Here is an 18,305-nt window from a genome sequence, read left to right on the forward strand (position 1 = left end):
CGACGTATTCGCGGGTTGCGAGGTACGGCCGCGCGAATGACGAGAATCGAGCCCGGAGATCGCCGCCGGCCGGGGTTTCCGAGCGGCCGGAGATCGCTTCGGGGTGGCGAGGCGGGTGGTGTTCGCAGGTGTGGCGAATCGGGCGCGATTCCTGCGTCGACCTGGCCAGCGATCCGCTCCACTGCGGCAGCTGCGACGAGGCGGTCGACCCCGGCTTCGTCTGTGTCGACGGCCAGCCCGGGTGCGCGGCCCCGCAGCTGCTGTGCGACGGGAAGTGCATCACGCCGTCGAGCGACGACGACAACTGCGGAGCGTGCGGCGCGACGTGCCCGTCCGGTCGCTGCGCCGGCCTCGGGCTCTGCCTGCTCGAAGTCGGCGATCCGGCCGTGATCCCGCTGTCGTGCGCGGCGATGTGCGAGGCCGCGGGAATGACCTGCTGGTCCACGGGCTCGGAGGTGGGGACCGCGTATTATGTCGGCCCGTGTGACGAGTTGCAGACACCGATCCTCACCTGCGACGCGGTGCCGGCGGAGAAGGACGCGGACCAGGACAGCCTCTGCGGGTTCGACTGCACGTGCGGGCTCGCCGGGCAGGCCTGCCGTTGTGACGCCCAGGCGCCCTGAGTCGGGCGCGGGTGCACCCGTCGACGCGGCGCGAGGCTCTGGTACCCTCACGGGGTGGTGCGTCCTGAAGACACGGACGAGCAGGACCCCGGAGGGGGCGGGTCGGCCGCGTCATGCTGCACCGTTCCAGCGGGTGAAAGTCCCGTCCGGGTAAGCGCCGGAGCGCCCGGTAGCAGGCCCCAGGCGCGAGGAGAGATCCTCGCGGCCCGAGCGGGGCGTCAAGAGCCTCTACGGAGGGAGCAAGAACGCGGGCCGCAACATCAAGTGAAGCCTGCAGCCTCGTCAGAGAAACAATGGGGGAGCCGAGCCGATCACTTCGCGGCGAAGGCCACGTCCACCGCGCACGAGTCCGGAACAGAAAGCGCGGGGGGTCCACCCGGGGTAGGGGGCGCAGCACGCGTTCAAGGAGCGATGCGGAACAGGAGAGGCCCGTCTGCACGGTCCGTGTCGGGGCAAGGTGGCTCGTATAAGCCGAAGGCGAAGTCGAGCGCTGTGCAGCGGGAGTCCGAGGGGGTCGTAGTACCGGCGATGGCGGCGCAGAACAACGCCGCCGGAGGGAAGGGCCCCTGGGGTGGTCGTGTCGGAGAAGAAGGTAAGCGCGAGGGCATGGCCTGCAGGACAGGTCCCAACAACCCCATGCGGCGCAGGCCGCGTGACAAAGTGCGAGAACTTCGACGCCGACTGTGGGCCGCAGCCAAGCGGCATCCGGGAAGACGTTTCCATGCGCTGTACGACCGCATCTTCAGGCGTGACGTCCTGAAGGAAGCATGGAGGCGGGTGAAGAAGAACAGGGGGTCAGCGGGCATCGATGCCCAGACGCTGGCCGAGGTGGAAGAGCTCGGCGTCGATCGCTTCCTCGAAGCGATCGGTGCAGAGCTCGAGGCGGGGACGTACCGGCCGAGCGCGGTCATGCGGCGGTACATCCCGAAGGCGGACGGGAAGAAGCGGCCGCTGGGGATCCCGACAGTCCGGGACCGAGTGGTGCAGATGGCGGCGAAGCTGGTGTTGGAGCCGATATTCGAGGCGGACTTCCTTCCGTGCTCGTATGGCTTCCGGCCGAAGCGCAGCGCGACGCAGGCGCTCGAGCGCCTGCGCGTGTTGGGAGCGCGAGGTGGAAACCATGTGCTCGACGCCGACATCCGCGACTACTTCGGCAGCATCGATCACGAGCGACTCATGAAGCTCGTCGAGATGCGGATCTCGGATCGAAGGGTCCTCAAGCTGGTGCGGCAATGGCTCGAAGCCGGCGTGATGGAAGACGGCGAGGTGACGGCGATGCTCTCGGGGACACCCCAGGGCGGGGTCATCTCACCGCTGCTGTCGAACATCTACCTCGGCATCCTCGACAAGTTGTGGCAGCGACGGCACGCCCACCTGGGCGAGCTCGTGCGCTACTGCGATGACTTCGTGATCCTGTGCAGGACCAGGAAGGCGTGCGAGGAGGCCGAGGTCAGGGTCCGCGAGATCCTGCGTCGACTTCGACTCGAGCTGCATCCCGAGAAGACGAGGCGCGTCGAGCTGAGCCGGGGACGGCAAGGCTTCGACTTCCTCGGCTGTCACCTGCGTAAGCGCATGTCCGGTCCGATCTGGGAGAAGGAACGCCGCAGGGCGTACTTCCTCCAGCGCTGGCCTTCGACGCGCAGCTTGACGCGGGTGCGACAGCGTGTGAAGGAGCTGACCGGTCGTAACCGCCACGGGGTCAAAGATGTGCGGGTGATCATCCGCGACATCAATCCGGTGCTGCGCGGCTGGGCCAACTACTTCCTCACCGGGAACGCCGCCGCGAAGTTCAACCAGATCGACACCTACGTATGGAGTCGACTCCGCGCCTTCATGGTGAAGCGCAAAGGTCGACATCTCCACGCGGGGGAGGCCAAGGTCTGGACACGCGACTTCTTCCACAACCACGGCCTCCATCGTCTGCGGGGGACCGTGCAGTACCCGGAGGCAGCGTAATGCAACGGCCCGAAAGTCCACCGGTAAGCCGTGTGCGGGAAATCCGCATGCACGGTTTGAACGGGGGTCCTGCCCTTCCTCCGGGGCAACAGCCGTACTCGGCAAGACCGAAGGAAGGGTAGGATCTACCAGTGCTCCTCACGATCCGCAACACCCAGGCGCCGGCGGACGAGCTCGGGTGGCTGTTACACAAGCATCCGGAGAAGCTGCAGAGCTTCGACGTCAGCTTCGGGCGGGCGCACGTGTTCTACCCGGAGGTGAGCGAGGCGGCCTGCACCGCGGCGCTGCTGCTCGAGGTCGATCCGGTGCGGCTGGTGCGGGGCGCGCCGGAGCAGGCCGAGGGGCTGCTGGCGCAGTACGTCAACGACCGGCCGTACGCGGCGTCGTCGTTCATGAGCGTGGCGATCGCCCAGGTGCTGCGCAGCGCGCTGACGGGGCAGGCGAAGACGCGGCCGGAGCTGGTCGACAAGCCGCTGGCGCTGGAGGCGTCGCTGCCGGTGCTGCCGTGCCGCGGCGGCGAGGGGCTGCTGCGCGCGCTGTTCGAGCCGCTCGGCTACGAGGTGGGCGCCGAGCCGCTGGCGATCGAGGACGGCGATCGTGAGTGGGGGCGGACGCCGTACTTCGCGGTCCGCCTGCGCCGCACGGCGCCGCTGCGCGAGCTGCTGGCGCACCTCTACGTGCTGATCCCGGTGCTCGACGACGACAAGCACTACTACATCGGCGACGACGAGGTCGACAAGCTGCTGCGCTTCGGCGAGGGCTGGCTGGCCGGACACCCCGAGCGCGAGGCGATCGCCCGCCGCTACCTCAAGCACCGCGCCAGCCTGACCCGACGCGCGCTCGAGCGGCTGGCCGAGGGCGAGGCCGACGCGGCGGCCGAGGAGGCGGCGACGGCCAGCCGCGACCGCGCCGAGGAGGCGCTCGAGCGGCCGCTGTCGCTCGACGAGGAGCGCCTGCGGGCCGTCACCGAGGTGCTGGCGGGCAGCGGCGCGGCCCAGGTGCTCGACCTCGGGTGCGGCAGCGGCAAGCTGCTGGCCCGGCTGGTGAAGCTGCGCCAGTTCACGCGGATCGTCGGGGTCGACGTGGCCCACACGGTGCTCGAGCGGGCGGCGCAGCGGCTGCACCTCGAGGACATGTCCGAAAGGACACGCGATCGGGTGACGCTGCTGCACGGCTCGCTGGTCTACCGCGACGCGCGGCTCGACGGCTTCGACGCGGCGGCGGCGGTCGAGGTGATCGAGCACGTCGAGCCGTCGCGGTTGGCGAGCTTCGAGCGGGCGCTGTTCGCCGGGGCGCGGCCGCGGGTGGTGGTGATCACGACGCCGAACGCCGAGTACAACGCGAAGTTCGCCGGGCTGGCCGCGGGCGCGTTCCGCCACGCCGACCACCGCTTCGAGTGGACGCGGGCCGAGTTCGCCGCGTGGGCGCAGGCGACCGGCGAGCGCCACGGCTACGCGGTCGAGCTGCGGCCGATAGGTCCGGTCGACCCGGAGCTCGGGGCGCCGACGCAGATGGGAGTGTTCCGCCGATGACGCAGCTGGTGATCCCCGAGCTCGCGGTGGTGGCGATGATCGGCGCCAGCGGCTCCGGCAAGAGCACGTTCGCGCGCAAGCACTTCAAGCCGACCGAGGTGCTGTCGTCCGACTTCTGCCGCGGGCTGGTGTCCGACGACGAGAACAATCAACAGGCCACCGGCGACGCGTTCGAGCTGCTGTTCACGATCGCCCGCAAGCGGCTCGACCGCCGCCTGCTGACGGTGATCGACGCGACCAATGTGCAGACCGAGGCGCGCAAGTCGGTGCTGGCGCTGGCGCGCGAGAAGCACGCGATGCCGGTGGCGATCGCCCTCGACGTGCCGGCCAAGGTCTGCCTCGAGCGGTCGCAGCAGCGCAGCGATCGCTCGCTGGGGCCGCCGATCATCCGCCAGCAGTGCAGCCAGATGCGCCAGTCGCTGCGCGAGCTGAAGCGCGAGGGCTTCCGCTACGTGTACGTGCTGCGCGGCGAGGAGATCGAGGCGGCGACGATCGAGCGGGCGCGGCTGTGGAGCGACCGCCGCGAGGACCGCGGGCCGTTCGACATCATCGGCGACATCCACGGCTGCTTCGACGAGCTGCAGGCGCTGCTGGTCCGGCTCGGCTACGCGGTCGAGGACGGGGGCGACGCGTTCCGGGTGACGCACCCGCAGGGCCGGCGGGTGATCTTCCTCGGCGACCTGGTCGACCGCGGGCCGAAGATCGCCGAGGTCCTGCGGATCGTGATGGACATGGTGGCGTCGGGGGCGGCGCTGTGCGTGCCCGGCAACCACGAGTTGAAGCTGCTGCGATACCTGCGCGGCTCCGACGTGAAGCCGACCCACGGGTTCGCCGAGACGGCGGCGCAGCTGGCCGCGGCGCCGCCGGAGCTGGGCCGCCGCGCCGAGCGCTTCATCGATTCGCTCGTCAGTCATTACACTCTGGACGGCGAGCGCCTGGTGGTGGCGCACGCGGGGCTCAAGGAGTCGCTGCAGGGCCGGGCTTCGGGGGCGGTCCGGCAATTCGCGCTGTTCGGCGAGACTACCGGCGAGACCGACGAATTCGGGCTGCCGGTCCGCTACGACTGGGCCCGCGAGTACCGCGGGCGGGCGATCGTGGTCTATGGTCATACGCCGGTGCCGAGCCCCGAATGGCTCAACCGCACGATCTGCGTCGACACCGGGTGCGTGTACGGCGGGGCGCTGACGGCCCTGCGGTACCCTGAATTGGAGTGGGTGTCGGAGCCGGCGCGGCGCGTGTACTGCGAATCGGTGAAGCCGCTGAAGCCGCCGCCCGAGCGCTCGGCCCAGCAGGAGCACGACGAATTGCTCGACCTCGCCGACCTGCTCGGCAAGCGCAACCTTTCGACGCGGCTGCGGCCGAACCTGACGATCTCGGCCGAGCACAGCGCGGCCGCGCTCGAGGTGATGAGCCGGTTCGCGGTCGATCCGCGGTGGCTCGTCTACCTGCCGCCGACGATGTCGCCGAGCGAGACGTCGCAGCGCGAGGGGCTGCTCGAGCACCCGGCCGAGGCGCTGGCGTACTACCGCGAGGCCGGGGTGGGCGCGGTGGTGTGCGAGCAGAAGCACATGGGCTCGCGCGCGGTGGTGATCGTCGGCCGCTCGGCGGGGGCGCTACAGCGGCGCTTCGGAGCCAAGGCGAGCGCGCGCGGGGTGATCTACAGCCGCACGGGCCGGCCGTTCTTCGCCGACGCGGCGATCGAGGCGGCGCTGCTCGAGCGGGTGGCGGACAGCGCGACCGCGATCGATCTGTGGGCCGAGCTCGACACCGACTGGCTCTGCCTCGACTGCGAGATCTTGCCGTGGTCGGCCAAGGCGCAGGCGCTGCTGCGCGATCAATACGCGCCGACCGGGGCGGCCGGCGAGGCGGGGCTGCAGGCGAGCGTGGCGGCGCTGCGGGCCGCGGCGGGGCGCGGGATCGAGGTGGACTCGTTGCTGGCGGCGCACGTGCGCCGGCTCGAAGATGTCCGCAAGTACAGGCAGGCGTATCGCCGCTATTGCTGGCCGGTCGAGGGCCCGGGTGACTACCGGATCGCGCCGTTCCACCTGCTCGCCAGCGAGGGCCGGGTGCACGCGGACCGCGATCACGTGTGGCACATGGAGACGCTGGCCCGCCTGTGCGCGCCGGCGCCGGAGCTGCTGCTGGCGACGCCGTACCGCGTGGTCGACACCGACGACGAGGAGAGCTGCGAGGGGGCGATCGCGTGGTGGGAGGCGCTGACGGCCGCAGGCGGCGAGGGGATGGTGGTCAAGCCGTTCGACTTCGTGGCCAAGGGGCCCAAGGGATTGATGCAGCCGGCGATCAAGTGCCGCGGGCCGGAGTACCTGCGCATCATCTACGGGCCGGAGTACACCGCGCCGGAGCACCTCGATCGGCTGCGCGCCCGCGGCCTCGGGAGCAAGCGCTCGCTGGCGATCCGCGAGTTCGCGCTGGGGCTCGAGGCGCTCGAGCGGTTCGTCCGCCGCGAGCCGCTGCGCCGCGTGCACGAGTGCGTGTTCGCGGTGCTGGCGCTCGAGAGCGAGCCGGTCGACCCGCGATTGTGAGGTGCGACGAATCGCGGTCCCGCGCTCCGTTCATTCGCCGCGCCGCTCGCCCGGTTTCTGCGGGGGCGGTCGCAGGGTCCGGAGCTCCGCGCAAATGTCGTCCTCCGGCGAATCGAAGTCCCAGGCGCGCGAGCAGACCTGCAGCCGATCCTCCGTGCAATCGATCATGTAATGGTTTTGCCATGGATCGGCGCGGACGCGATTCGCCATCCCGTGCGCGACCATCTCTCGGAAGTCGCGCGGGCAGCGGCCCTGCGAGGCTCGAAACTGCTCGGCGAGCTTCGCCACCTCGGCCACCTCGTGCGCGACGACTCCGCGATGCTGCCCGCCCGAGCCCCCGCACCCGGCGGCCAGGCTCGTCGAGGCGGCGAGGAGCGCCAGGGCCACCGATTCGAGCAGCCGGCGGTAGCAACGACGCTTTGGATGTGCCGGGAGTTCGGCGATCGGGGGCGCGAGGAGGCTGGCCATTGCCGTCGACTCAAGCACATCGCGTGCCGCCCGTCATTCTCCGTCCTTCCACTCCGCGTCACCCGCCGACGTCGCCAAACTGGCCCGTGCTCCAGGGCCGCGAGGACGCCGTGACGAGCGACGATGTGGGCGGCAGAACGGTCAATGCTTCGTCCGCCCGAGCTGCTCGGCCGCGGCCACGAGCGTCTGGTCGTCGCGGTATCCGGCCCAGGGGTCGCCACGCAGCGCCCGCAGTCGCGCGGGGACGCTGAAGATGTTCCACTGGTCGCCGGCGGTGAGCCGGCCCAGCTCGGACCACGCGACCGGCACGCTGACGCCGAGGCCCGGCCGCACCCGGGCCGAGAACGCGGCGATCGTCGTCGCAGTCCGACCGTTGCGCAGGTAGTCGACGAAGATGCGGCCGCGCCGGTTGTGCGCGCCGCTCTTCGCCACGAACAGTTTGGGCAGGGTGGAGGCCAGGTGCTCCGCCACGTCGCGCGAGAAGTTTTTCACGGGGTCGTACGACCACGCCGGCCGCAGCGGCACCACCACGTGGAGGCCCTTGCCGCCGCTCGTCTTGAGGAAGCTGCGCAGGCCGAGGAGCTCGAGGAGGCCCCTCGTGAGCTGCGCTGCGTCCCGGAGCGACTCCCAGGCGACACCTTCGCCCGGGTCGAGATCGAAGATGACGCGGTCCGGGTGCTCGATGTCCGCGGCGGTCGAGTTCCACGTGTGAAACTCGATCACGTTCATCTGCGCGGCGGCCACGAGGCCCTCGTTGCTGGCGATCTCCAGCATTCGCGGGTGACCAGGACGCAGGGACGCGCTGAGCTCCCGCACCCCCGGGATCCGGGTGTTCTCGGAGTGTTTTTGAAAGAACTGCTCGCCGGCGACGCCGGTCGGCGCGCGGACCATGGCGAGCGGGCGGCCCTCGAGGTGGGGCAGCATGTGCTCGGCGACAGTTTCGTAATAGCGGACCAGGTCGAGCTTGGTCGCTCCGCTCGACGGATCGATGACGCGCTCCGGGTGCTTGACCTTGATCGGCGACGCGGACCGGCGCGCCTTCGGCAGGCTCGTCGACTCGACCTCTCGCGGCCGCTCGCGCACGATCGTCGCCGGATCCTTGTCCGACCGCAGCCCCTGAAACACCGGGTGGCGCACGCGGCCGTCACTCGTCCACTCGCTGAACGACACCTCGGCGACGAGCACGGGCCGCACCCAGTGTCCCTTGACCTCTCGCGGCCGGACGTGGAAGGGCGAGCGGTCGGCCTCGATCGCCCTCAACTTCGCGTGGATCGACCGCAACAGCGCGGCGTCGAATCCGGTGCCGACCTTGCCGGCGTAGACGAGTCGGCCCTGTTCGTCGTGCACGCCGAGCAACAGGCCGCCGAAGCCCGCCCGGCTGCCCTTCGGATCGGAATAACCGCCGACGACGAATTCCTGGCGCTGCGTGCATTTCAGCTTGATCCACGAGGGCGACCGCGCGGAGGTGTAGAGGCTGTCGGCGCGCTTGCCGATGAGCCCCTCGAGGCCCCGCTTGCAAGCGTCCGCGAGCAGGCGATCGACAGGGCCCGCGAGCGTCTCGCTGTACCGCACGTGCTCGCCCGGCCGCGCGGCGCCGAGGACTTGTTCGAGGAGCCGACGGCGCTCGACCAGCGGGACGCGCCGGAGGTCGTGGCCGCGCAGGTAGAGCAGATCGAACACGAAATAGACGATGTCGCGGCTGCCGTCGCCGTCGAACGCCTGCTGCAACCGTTGAAAGTCCGGCCTGCCCCTGGGATCGAGTACCGTGATTTCGCCGTCGAGCCAGGCGGACTCGAGGCCGAGCGCCGCGAGCTCGCCGCGCAATGGCAGCATGCGCGCGGTCCAGTCATTCCCGTTGCGGGTGTAAAGCGCGACCTCGTCGCCGTCGATGCGCGCGAGGACGCGATAGCCGTCGAACTTGGCCTCGTAGACCCAGCCGGGGCCGCGGGGCAGGGTGGAGGCGGGGGTGGCGAGCTGGGGCAGCAATTGGGCCGGGAGCGCAGCTTTCCTGCCGATGGCGTTTTCGCGCCTGGTTCGCGGTGGCGGCATCGCGCCGAAGGTTTGAGGCCCCTTCGCGCGACCGGAGCGCACCCTGCCGGGCGCGGACGAGGAGCCGCGATTCCGAGCACCACGCGAGTGAAATCGCGCTCTCCGGGTTTTCGGCGCATGCGGCGACGTCACTCCCGCTCGAATGCCGCGCGAATCTGCGCAGGCGCGAAAATGATAGTCGCCCGGCGAAATGCGCGAGGACGCGCTCTCGGCCGGGGACGGCGGGAGGTTCGCTCCCGGCGCGGCGACGAATCGCGCACCTCAGATTGATGGGACCCCGGTCTGAATCAACCCACCCGAGGCGAACGGCTCGCCGCAGGCGGGCAGGCCGCACGGGAGCTCGGAGACCCCCATGCGGGTGTGCGCGAGGTCGAGGCAGGCCGCGCCCTCCGCCGTCCATTCGGCCTCGATGGCGTAGCTGGCGTCCGGCTCGGCGTCCTCGACCCCGATCTCGTCGAGGACGTGGATCAGCACTCCGTCGACCGTGTGGGAATTGCCGTCACCGCAATAGTCGGCCCGGACCATCCGAGTGCACGCCTGGTGGTACTCCGGCATGAGCCACGGGTAATAGCCCCACTCCGCGCACTTGCCGACGGCGGCGTTGCGGCACGCCAGAGTCACCAGAGCGCTGGCCGCCGCGACGCGGTTGCCGGTCGACGGATCCCACACTTCCCCGACCAGGATCGCCTGCGTCGGCTGGCCGAGGGCGTCCACGCACAGCGGCTGCCAGGGCCCGGCGCTGTCCTTGATCTTCAGGTCGTACAGCCAGACCTCCGAGGCGGGGCCGGGCGGGGTCACGCCGGCGATCCTCACCTTGCGCTTCTTTGGCGCCCCCTCCACGAGGCCGAAATGCAGGACCGTGCCGACGAGCTGCGTGCCGGCGAGCGTCGATCCGCCGGTGGTCGTGACGCGGAGCTCGCTGCCGGCGAGCCAGGCGTCCGCGACGGTGCCGCCTTGCGCCAATTCGAACGACTCCAGGTCGATGAAATCACCGCTGCCGTCGCCGCCGTTGAGGCGGAATCCGTTGAGGCGGAATCCGTTGAGGCGGAACCCGTTGAGGCGAAAGCTGTTGAGCTGAAACCCGTTCGTCTCGAGCTCGCGCGCGCTCACCTGGGCGGATGGGTCATCGAGGGGAAATCCGTGGTCCTCGTCACACCCCACCATTGTCGCCAGCAATGCTCCCACCACCGCTCGCCGCATCGTCGCCATATCCTCCGCCTCCACGCCGAAGATGAGGGCGACGAGCGGGCTCGGGCTCGCGGTGAAGGGGACATTGTCCCGGGTGGCCGTCGCGGAGCGCTGCAATCTCCGGTTCGTGGGCTTTTCGGAGTGCGCAGGGGGCGCGAACGCCGGCTGTGCCCTGCGACCGCCGATTTCGGGAGGTGCGACCACTTTCAGCGCAGCAAGAGACCGGCCGTCAGAACGCGAACGCGCCGCGGTCCCAGGGCCCCTGCGGCGGCCGGAGCTGCTGGGCGATGTCGGTCGTGACGACGCCGTGGGCCGGCAGGCCGAATACGTTGAGCCCGGTGTCGACGCCCTGTCCGCCCTCCTTGAGGTGGAGGTCGCCGTTCATCGCGTCGACGAACACCGACGCCTGCGTGGCCGCGCCGCTGAGGTCGTCGCCGGCGCTCATCAGCGGCGCCGGGAGGATCGCGTTGTCGGCGAAGCCGAAGCTCAGGTTGCCCTCGCTGCTGGTGATCTCGACGCCGACGTCGCCGGCGTCGACGGCCGTCTGCCCGCCGCCCGCGCTGAAGAAGATGTTGTTGGTCAGCTTCCAGCGCATCATCACCGCGGGGTCGCCGGAGCCGTGGATCGCCTCGCTGACGCCGATCACCGTGTTGTTGGTGAGGGTGAGCGACATGTCGTCGTTGCCGCAGCTGTAGAAGTCGATCGTGTGGCCGCCGGCGCCGGCCTTCTCGATCACGTTGTTGCGCAGCAGCAGCGACACGGGATTGGGGAAGCACGAGCCGTAGCCGCCGACGGCGTCGGTGGCGAAGCCGCCGCCGTCCTGGCAGATCCGGTTGGCGTCGAGCACCCCCTGGCCGGCGTGCAGGGCGTGGTTGCCGTACTCGACCGCGCTGACGACGAAGGTCTGCGGCGCGTCCGAGCGCACGTAGATGTCGTTGCAGCGCAGCACCGAGACGCCGCCGGGGCACGCGCTGGCGACGATGCCGTACAGGTTGAGGGTGTTCGGGTCGCCGCCGGAGGTGGCGACGATCTCGACGTAGTTGCGCACCAGAGTGCCGGCGCCGACGAAGTGGTGCGGGTAGCTCCACGCGTCGGCGTGCAGCGGGTTGGCGATCATCCGGAAGCCGCCGAACACCGCGCCGTTGTGGTCGAGGTTGAGCCGGCCGTAGAAGGTCGACGGGTGGGCGTCCGGGTCCCAGGTCGTGAAGGTGCCGTCGAAGCCGCCCTTGATCGTGAGCTCCTTGCCGACGTAGACCTCGGCCGAGGCGTACTTGCCCTCGGCCACGCGCAGGGTGCTGCCGGCCGGGGCGGCGTCGACTGCGTGGCACAGGGTCTGCCAGGCGGTCTCGGGGGTGGTGCCGTCGTTGGCGTCGTCGCCGGTGGCAGCGCTGAGATGGAACACCGGGCCCGGCTCGGCGATCGGGCACTGCAGGCTCTGGGGCGGCGGGAACTGCTGGCGGCAGCCGGACACGAGCGGGTGCTCGTCGGGGATCGTCAGCTCGACGCACGCGCCGCCGCCCCCGCTGCAGCTGCCCGCGGGGCACACGCCCGGGCCGTCGGCGACGCCGTCGCAGTCGTTGTCGAGCCCGTCACAGATCTCGGGCCCCGGCGACACGCAATCGAGGCAGCCGACGCCGTCGACGCACAGGTGCTCGCATTCCTCCATCGACGGGACCTCGCCCTCGCAGATCACCGCGATGTTGCCCTCGCAGACGACGCCGTCGACGCACAGCTCGCCGGTGGTCGTGTCCTCGCCGGTCGTCGAGCTCGTCGTCTCGCCGGTGGTCGAGGTCGAGGTCGAGGTCGAGGTCGAGCCGTCGCCGGTGGTCGAGCTCGAGGTCGGATCGACGCTGCCGGTCGTGCTGGTCGTGCCGGTCATCGAGTCGGTCCCGCCGGTGTCGGTCGTCGTCGTCGGGTCCGACGACGTCGAGCTGGTGCTGCTGCTCGTGTCGCTGCCGGTGGCCGTCGAGGACGCGTCCGACTCCGAGGCGGTGGTGGCGGTCAGGTCGTCGCCGCAACCGGCGAGGATCACGAAGACGGACCATCCGAGGACGCGAGAGGCGAAGATGCGCATACCATCACCGATGGTACCGCGGCGGGCCGCCGGCGGGAGCGTGCGCGGACACGAGGTCACGCGACACCGCTCGCAATGCACACACGGACTCACGAGCGCTCGTGCGCCGGTGATCGCAGTGCGCGAGGGCGCAAGGACGCGCTTCAGGCGATGCGCGCGGCGGCCACTGCGACGAAGGCCGAGTAGGGCGCGAGGGCGGCGTCGAGGGCGGCGTCGAGGGCGTCGTTGCGAAACTCCGCGTCGGCGGCGGGCCGGAGCTCCGTCGTGAAGAAGGGGCGCCCGACGTGCAGGCCGGCGTGACTCGCGGCGACGAGAGCGTCGCCGGAGCGCGCGTCGTGGACACCCGCGGCGAGCTCCTCGAGGACGCCGTCGCGTTCGCGATAGCAGCGCGCGCCGCCGGTGGTGGCCACGTGGGCGAGGCCGTCGAACAGGAGCACGACCCCCACGCCCGAAGCATAGGGTGGAGGAGGTGCCGCTCCTGCCAGCGCTCCGGCGGCGCCCTCGGTCACGCGAGCCACGCGTGCGAGGGCCCCCTTGACGCTCTCGAGCGAGGGGGTGGCGAGAGTCCCTTGCACCGCGATCAGCGCGACGACGCGGCCGCCTTCGACCGCACGCGCCTCCACTGTGGACGTCACGTCGGTGTCGACTCGCCGCCCGTGCACGATGGCCCCGTACTGAGTTCCCATGGCGCCCATCGTACCCGGATCGCCGCGCGGCTGGCCATCACCCGCGGCAGGTTCATGTCCGGGGCGTGGCGAGGTCCGCACGTCCGTCTCGACTCCGGCGACCGCAGTGGACGCGCCCACGAGCGCCACGGGTCCGAGCGAACGCGCCTCGTCGCCCGGCTCCCCGGGCCAGCCCGCGGCCGCGCACGCTCGCCCTCGACCGTGCGATGCTGCGCGTCGGCGCGGAGGAGCGGCGAGGGCAGCGTCGGACATCCGGCGCGAGGCCGACGACTTGGTCGGCCGGGTGCGGAAGATATAACATGTCCATAGGAGCATGTCCCTAAGAGCAGATACGCTGTCGCGCCCGCGCTGCCGGGCAGCTGGCGAGCGCTGCCTCGCGGATCGCCTCGCACACCAGGCGGACCCGGCGCGGCACGTGGCGCGCGGCCGCGTGGAGGATATGGACCGGTTCGCCGCGCACCACGTGATCGGGCAACACTCGCACGAGAGTGTCCGCGCGCTCGACCGAGCGTGACAGGTGCAGCGGCAGCACGCCGATGCCCGCGCCGGCGAGCACCGCCGCGGCCGCCGCCGAGCGGTCGTCGACGCCGATCCGGCCGGACACGCGCACCGTCGCCACGCCATTCGGGCCGGCGAGGACCCAGCGTTCGCGCGAGCCCTCGGCGCGGCAGGACACGCAGTCGTGGCTGGCGAGCTCGGCCGGCGCGTGCGGCGTGCCGCGCTCGCGCAGGTACGCCGCGCTGGCGAACAGCCCGCTGTCCATCGCCCCGAGCGGCACGCGGATCAGCGACGAGTCGGCCAGCGGACCGACGCACACCGCGAGGTCGAACCCTTCGCGCACCGCCTCCGCCTGGCGACGCCCGAGGGACAGCTCGATCCGCAGCTTCGGGTGCGTGCGCGCCAGCCTGGCCGCAGTCCCGGCCACCAGCCACACGCCGAGGTCCGACGGCGCCGCCACGCGCACGACCCCACCGAGCTCGCTGCGCCCGGACTGGATCTCATCGCGGGCCTCCTCGAGCGCCGCGACGCCGCGCGCCGCCGCGTCGAAGAAAGTTCGGCCGGCGTCGGTGAGGCGGAACTGACGCGTGCCGCGGACGATCAACTCGCAGCCGAGCTCGCGCTCGAGGCGGGTGAGGTTGCGGCTCACCGACGACTTCGGCAGCTTCAAGCGCGAGGCCGCCGCAGTGACGCCGCCGGCCTCGACGATCCGGACGAAGAGCGCCGCGCGGTTGAGATCCATGCGTTCCATTTCTGGCAACGAAGGGTTCATGGGTCGCCATCTTGTTCCAAAACTGCGCCGGCGTCATCGTCTCTGCGGCGCGCCGGTGCGGCGCGTCCTGGAGGAGACGATGAAGCTGTATTACTCGCCCGGGGCTTGCTCGCTGGCCCCTCACATCGCCCTGCGCGCGGCGGAGCTCGCGTTCGAGCCCGTGCGCGTCGACCCGTACCGCAAGATCGCCGCCGACGGCCGCGAACTCGCGGCCCTGCACCCGGGGGCCTACGTCCCGGTGCTCGTCCTCGACGATGGCGCGGTCCTCACCGAGACCGCCGTGCTGCTGCAGTACATCGCCGACCTCGCCCCGAGTTCGGGCCTCGCCCCGCCCGCCGGCACCTTCGCCCGCGTGCGAGTGCAGGAGTGGCTCAACTTCATCGCCACCGAGCTGCACAAGGGCTTCGCCCCGTTCCATCCGGTCCACCCCGCCGACGTCGACTACCGGCGGGGGGCGCGGGCCCGCCTCGCCTCGCGTTTCGCGTACCTCGCCGCTCGCCTGGAAGGCCGCGAGTACCTCGCCGGAGACGCGTTCACCGTCGTGGACGCCTACGCCTTCATCACGCTGCGCGCGTGGGTCCTCAACCTCCAGGAGCGCCTCGACGGCCAGCCCGACCTCGCCGCCTACTACGCGCGACTCAAGCGGCACCCGGCCGTGTGCGCCGCCCTCGACCTCGAGGGCGTGCCCACGTAGCCCTCAGGTCGGCGCCGCGGATCTGTCCGCCCGATCGCAGGCGCGGCAGCTGCAGCGCCTCGGCCTCACCGCGACGACGCCACGCCTGTCTCACGGGACTCGTCATGCTGGCGCGAGGTGGCCTCGCGTTGGCGGGGCGCGGCGTTCGTGCGCCGTCGTCTCGTCATCGTCGAGGCGAGGCGCCGCGGGGCTTCGGCGCCTCGGCCTCGGACGCGCGCAGCTGCACCTCGATGCCGGCGAGGAAGCACGCGAGGCCGCACTCGAACAGCGCGTCGAGGCTCATGTCGAGGTCGGCGATCTCGCTGATCCGCGCGAGCGCGGGGAAGCGCGGCATCACGGCCGCGAACCTCTGCTCCTGGTCGGCCATCCACTCCTCGCTGTTCATCCCGGTGTCGCGCTCCGCCTCGCGCTCGGGCTCGACGCTCATCGCCATCCCGCGCACATGGGCCATGAACGCCACGCAGGTGCGCATCGCCGCCGCCGGCGAGAAGCCGGCGTCGAGCAGCGCCGCGAGGACCCACTCGGTGTGCTGCATCCCGCTCACCGACAGCTGTGGCCGGGTCATCGACAGCGCCGGCGCCAGCCACGGGTGGCGCGTGTAGAGCTCCCAGTGCATCCGGGCCAGCTGCTCGAGCCGCGCGCGCCAGCCGACCTGCTGCGCCAGGGCCGGCCGCGAGGTCACCAGCGAGTCGTTCATCACCGCGTCGATCATCGCCAGCACCAGCTCGTCCTTGCCCGGCACGTGGCGGTACAGCGACATCGTCGCCACCCCGAGCTCCGTCGCCACCGCGCGCATCGACAGCGCCGCCAGGCCGTCGTCGTCGGCGATGGCGATCGCCGCTCGCACGACGCGCTCGCGCGACAGCTCGGGCCCGTCCTCGCGCCCCCGGACCACCGTGCCGACCCCCGGCACCACCCGCACCAGCCGCTCGCGCTGCAGCTGCGACAGCACCTTCATCGCCGTCGCCAGCGCGACCGCTTCGTCGCGCGCGAGCTGCCGCGCCGACGGCACCCGGTCGCCCGGTCGCAGCGAGCCGCGGCGGATCTGCTCGCGCACCCGGTCGGCGATCCGGCCCGCCGTGGTGTTCTGTTTCATTCCTGGTGTTCTAGTACACCAGCGCGCTCCTGTCGACGGATCCGTCCTGGGCGCGTACACCGTACGCATGCACGTCCTCGTCACCGGCGCCAGCATCGCTGGGCCTGCCTTCGCCTTCTGGCTGAACCGTCACGGCATCGACGTCACCGTCGTCGAGCGGGCCCCCGCGCTGCGCGAGGGCGGCTACTGCGTCGACATCCGCGGGGTCGCCCTCGAGGTCGTCGAGCGCATGGGTCTGCGCGACGTCCTGCGCCCGCTCGCGGCCGACACGCTCGAGAACGTGATGGTCGACGAGCGCGGCCGTCGCTTCGGCCGGACACCGCGCGGCTTCGGCGTGATCGACCCCGACGACGTGGAGGTCCTGCGCGGCGACCTGGCGCGGGTCCTGGTCGAGTCGACGCGCGAGCGGGTCCGCTACCGCTTCGGCGACTCGATCGCGGCGCTCCGGCAGCACGACCGCGGCGTCGACGTGACCTTCGCCGGCGGCGACACGGCGACCTTCGATCTCGTGGTCGGGGCCGACGGCGTCCACTCGCAGGTGCGCGCGCTCGCGTTCGGCCCCGAGCGCGAGTTCCTGCGCGACATGGGCAGCGCGATGGCGATCTTCACCGCGCCCAACCACCTCGGCCTGCACCGCCAACAATTGCTGTTCAGCGGCCTGCGCCGGATCGCCAGCGTCAAGAGCACCCACGGCGACCGCGACCTCATGTGCGCGGTGTTCTTCGCGCATGGCGATCGCTTCGACCACCGCGACGTGCCTGGCCAGCGGCGCCTCGTCGCCGACGCCTTCGCCGGCGCCGGCTGGGAGTTCCCGCGGCTCATCGCCGCGATGCAGCGCGCCGACGACTTCTACTGCGACCTCACCTGCCAGATCCGCCTGCCCACCCTCTCGCGCGGCCGCGTGGCCCTCGTCGGCGACGCCGGCTATTGCCCCTCTCCGCTCAGCGGTCAGGGCACCAGCCTCGCGCTCGTCGGCGCCTACGTCCTCGCCGCCGAGCTCGCCCGCGGCGCCGACCTCGCCACCGCCCTGCGCCGCTACGACGAGCGCATGCTGCCCTTCGTCCGCAGGAACCAGGACATCGCCTTGAAGCTCGCAGGCGGCTTCGCCCCCGAGTCGCCGTTCCAGGTGCGCATGCGCCGACTCGCCATGAGATTGCTGCCGTACGTGCCCGGCAGCAGCCTGTTGATGCAGGTGGCGATGCGCGGCATCCGCGAGGCCGCCCGCGACCTCGAGCTGCCGCCGGTGTCGCGGCCGATTCACGGCTCGAGGGCCGGCGGCGTCACGCCGGGCGCAATCGTCACAGGAACTTCGGGACAGGTCTGAGGTTCACGCCGCGACGTGGGCCGCCTGTGCTCCACGCCGGCGCGGCTCATGACCCGGCACGTCGACTGGCGGTTCGCCACGGCGGGACCGGGCGCGCTGCGGACGGCGGCGAGGAGCGATTCAGCGGTTTCGCAGCTCGGCGCGGAGCTGCATGAGCAGGTGGCCGAGGCGGTTCTTGCCGCTGCCGTCGCCGGCGTCGCCCCAGTAGGCGTCGTTGGCGGTGTGCTCGACGAGGCGGGCGTCGCCGGTGCCGAGCAGCAGCTCGCGCAGATCGGGGTGCTGGGTGAACTTGGCGCGCAGAGCCGCGAGCATGACGCTCTCTTTGACGGACTCCCAGTCGCGCCGCAGCGGCCGCTTGCGATCGCGGCCCATCTCGGCCGCCAGCTTCGGCTTCTTGGCGCGACGGATCTCCTCCTCGTGCGAGGTGCCGGCGAACTTCTGCGCCTGGAAGTAATGCTCGCTGGTCGACCAGCGCTTGCCGCCGAGCTTGATCGGGAACGGGGCGAAGTTGGACAGCTCGCCGTACGGATCGGCGGGCAGGTAGAACTCGATCACGTCGGGCATGGCCGTGCCCGGGAGGATCGCCGAGGCGGCGCGGGGGCGCCAGCCCCGCGTGGGGGTTGATGAGCTGTCCAGGAGGACATGTCCTCGAGGTCACTTCGGCCGCCGATGGTGTTCGGCCACGACCTCCCGACCCGTGGGCAGCAGGATCGTCGACGCGCCCGTGCGCCGGATCGAGCGGTCCGGTCGTTCCCGCGCGATTCGCGGCGTCCGTGCGCGGACTCGGACATCGATCATCGCA

At 71.2% G+C, this 18,305-nt stretch carries 14 protein-coding genes; 6 read left to right on the top strand and 8 right to left on the bottom strand.

Features of this window, described 5'->3' with window-relative positions; all coding sequences use genetic code 11:
• The first annotated feature begins 128 nt into the window (after nt 1-128).
• The 4 genes from O0S08_RS11280 to O0S08_RS11295 all read left to right on the top strand — a co-directional run bounded on the left by O0S08_RS11280 (nt 129) and on the right by O0S08_RS11295 (nt 6,654).
• Nucleotides 129-623 (top strand): hypothetical protein, encoded by a 495-nt coding sequence (locus O0S08_RS11280; protein ID WP_269039086.1) that lies wholly within the window; start codon nt 129-131, stop codon nt 621-623.
• 528 nt (nt 624-1,151) lie between these two features.
• Nucleotides 1,152-2,579, top strand: a complete 1,428-nt coding sequence (gene ltrA / locus O0S08_RS11285; protein ID WP_269039087.1) for a group II intron reverse transcriptase/maturase — start codon at nt 1,152-1,154, stop codon at nt 2,577-2,579.
• Between the two features lie 131 nt (nt 2,580-2,710).
• Nucleotides 2,711-4,111 (top strand): 3' terminal RNA ribose 2'-O-methyltransferase Hen1, encoded by a 1,401-nt coding sequence (locus O0S08_RS11290; RefSeq protein ID WP_269039088.1) that lies wholly within the window; start codon nt 2,711-2,713, stop codon nt 4,109-4,111.
• On the top strand, nt 4,108-6,654 hold the full coding sequence (locus O0S08_RS11295) for a polynucleotide kinase-phosphatase (protein ID WP_269039089.1): 2,547 nt from the start codon (nt 4,108-4,110) through the stop codon (nt 6,652-6,654). Before O0S08_RS11290 ends, O0S08_RS11295 begins: the two co-directional genes overlap by 4 nt.
• A gap of 30 nt (nt 6,655-6,684) precedes the next feature.
• Here the strand turns inward: O0S08_RS11295 and O0S08_RS11300 are convergent, their stop codons facing one another.
• The 6 genes from O0S08_RS11300 to O0S08_RS11325 form a co-directional block, all read right to left on the bottom strand.
• Nucleotides 6,685-7,122: a hypothetical protein gene (locus O0S08_RS11300; RefSeq protein WP_269039090.1), complete on the bottom strand. Its 438-nt coding sequence runs from the start codon at nt 7,120-7,122 to the stop codon at nt 6,685-6,687.
• Nucleotides 7,123-7,263: 141 nt separating this feature from the next.
• Nucleotides 7,264-9,108 carry a DNA ligase D gene (gene ligD / locus O0S08_RS11305; protein WP_269039091.1) on the bottom strand — a complete coding sequence of 615 codons (1,845 nt, stop codon included), beginning with the start codon at nt 9,106-9,108 and terminating at the stop codon, nt 7,264-7,266.
• Nucleotides 9,109-9,432: 324 nt separating this feature from the next.
• A complete protein-coding gene (locus O0S08_RS11310; RefSeq protein WP_269039092.1) occupies nt 9,433-10,281 on the bottom strand; it encodes an ADYC domain-containing protein in 849 nt (282 codons plus the stop codon).
• A 307-nt stretch (nt 10,282-10,588) separates the two neighbouring features.
• The gene (locus O0S08_RS11315; protein ID WP_269039093.1) at nt 10,589-12,433 is read right to left on the bottom strand and encodes a putative metal-binding motif-containing protein; all 1,845 of its coding nucleotides are present in this window, start codon (nt 12,431-12,433) and stop codon (nt 10,589-10,591) included.
• Nucleotides 12,434-12,576: 143 nt separating this feature from the next.
• Nucleotides 12,577-13,119, bottom strand: coding sequence for a hypothetical protein (locus O0S08_RS11320; protein WP_269039094.1), 543 nt, complete (start codon nt 13,117-13,119; stop codon nt 12,577-12,579).
• Between the two features lie 319 nt (nt 13,120-13,438).
• Entirely contained in the window at nt 13,439-14,359 is a 921-nt protein-coding gene (locus tag O0S08_RS11325) for a LysR family transcriptional regulator (protein WP_269039095.1), read from the bottom strand.
• A gap of 109 nt (nt 14,360-14,468) precedes the next feature.
• Here O0S08_RS11325 and O0S08_RS11330 point away from each other — a divergent pair, with 109 nt between their 5' ends.
• Nucleotides 14,469-15,083, top strand: coding sequence for a glutathione S-transferase N-terminal domain-containing protein (locus O0S08_RS11330; protein ID WP_269039096.1), 615 nt, complete (start codon nt 14,469-14,471; stop codon nt 15,081-15,083).
• Nucleotides 15,084-15,246: 163 nt separating this feature from the next.
• On the opposite strand, the gene O0S08_RS11335 is transcribed toward O0S08_RS11330, so the two are convergent.
• Nucleotides 15,247-16,179: a TetR/AcrR family transcriptional regulator C-terminal domain-containing protein gene (locus O0S08_RS11335; RefSeq protein WP_269039097.1), complete on the bottom strand. Its 933-nt coding sequence runs from the start codon at nt 16,177-16,179 to the stop codon at nt 15,247-15,249.
• 67 nt (nt 16,180-16,246) lie between these two features.
• Here O0S08_RS11335 and O0S08_RS11340 point away from each other — a divergent pair, with 67 nt between their 5' ends.
• On the top strand, nt 16,247-17,503 hold the full coding sequence (locus O0S08_RS11340; protein ID WP_269039098.1) for an FAD-dependent monooxygenase: 1,257 nt from the start codon (nt 16,247-16,249) through the stop codon (nt 17,501-17,503).
• Between the two features lie 120 nt (nt 17,504-17,623).
• On the opposite strand, the gene ybiA is transcribed toward O0S08_RS11340, so the two are convergent.
• Nucleotides 17,624-18,067 carry a riboflavin biosynthesis intermediates N-glycosidase gene (ybiA, locus tag O0S08_RS11345; RefSeq protein ID WP_269039099.1) on the bottom strand — a complete coding sequence of 148 codons (444 nt, stop codon included), beginning with the start codon at nt 18,065-18,067 and terminating at the stop codon, nt 17,624-17,626.
• Nucleotides 18,068-18,305 lie beyond the last annotated feature (238 nt).

The sequence above is a fragment of the Nannocystis punicea genome, from assembly GCF_026965555.1.
Taxonomy (GTDB): domain Bacteria; phylum Myxococcota_A; class Polyangia; order Nannocystales; family Nannocystaceae; genus Nannocystis; species Nannocystis punicea.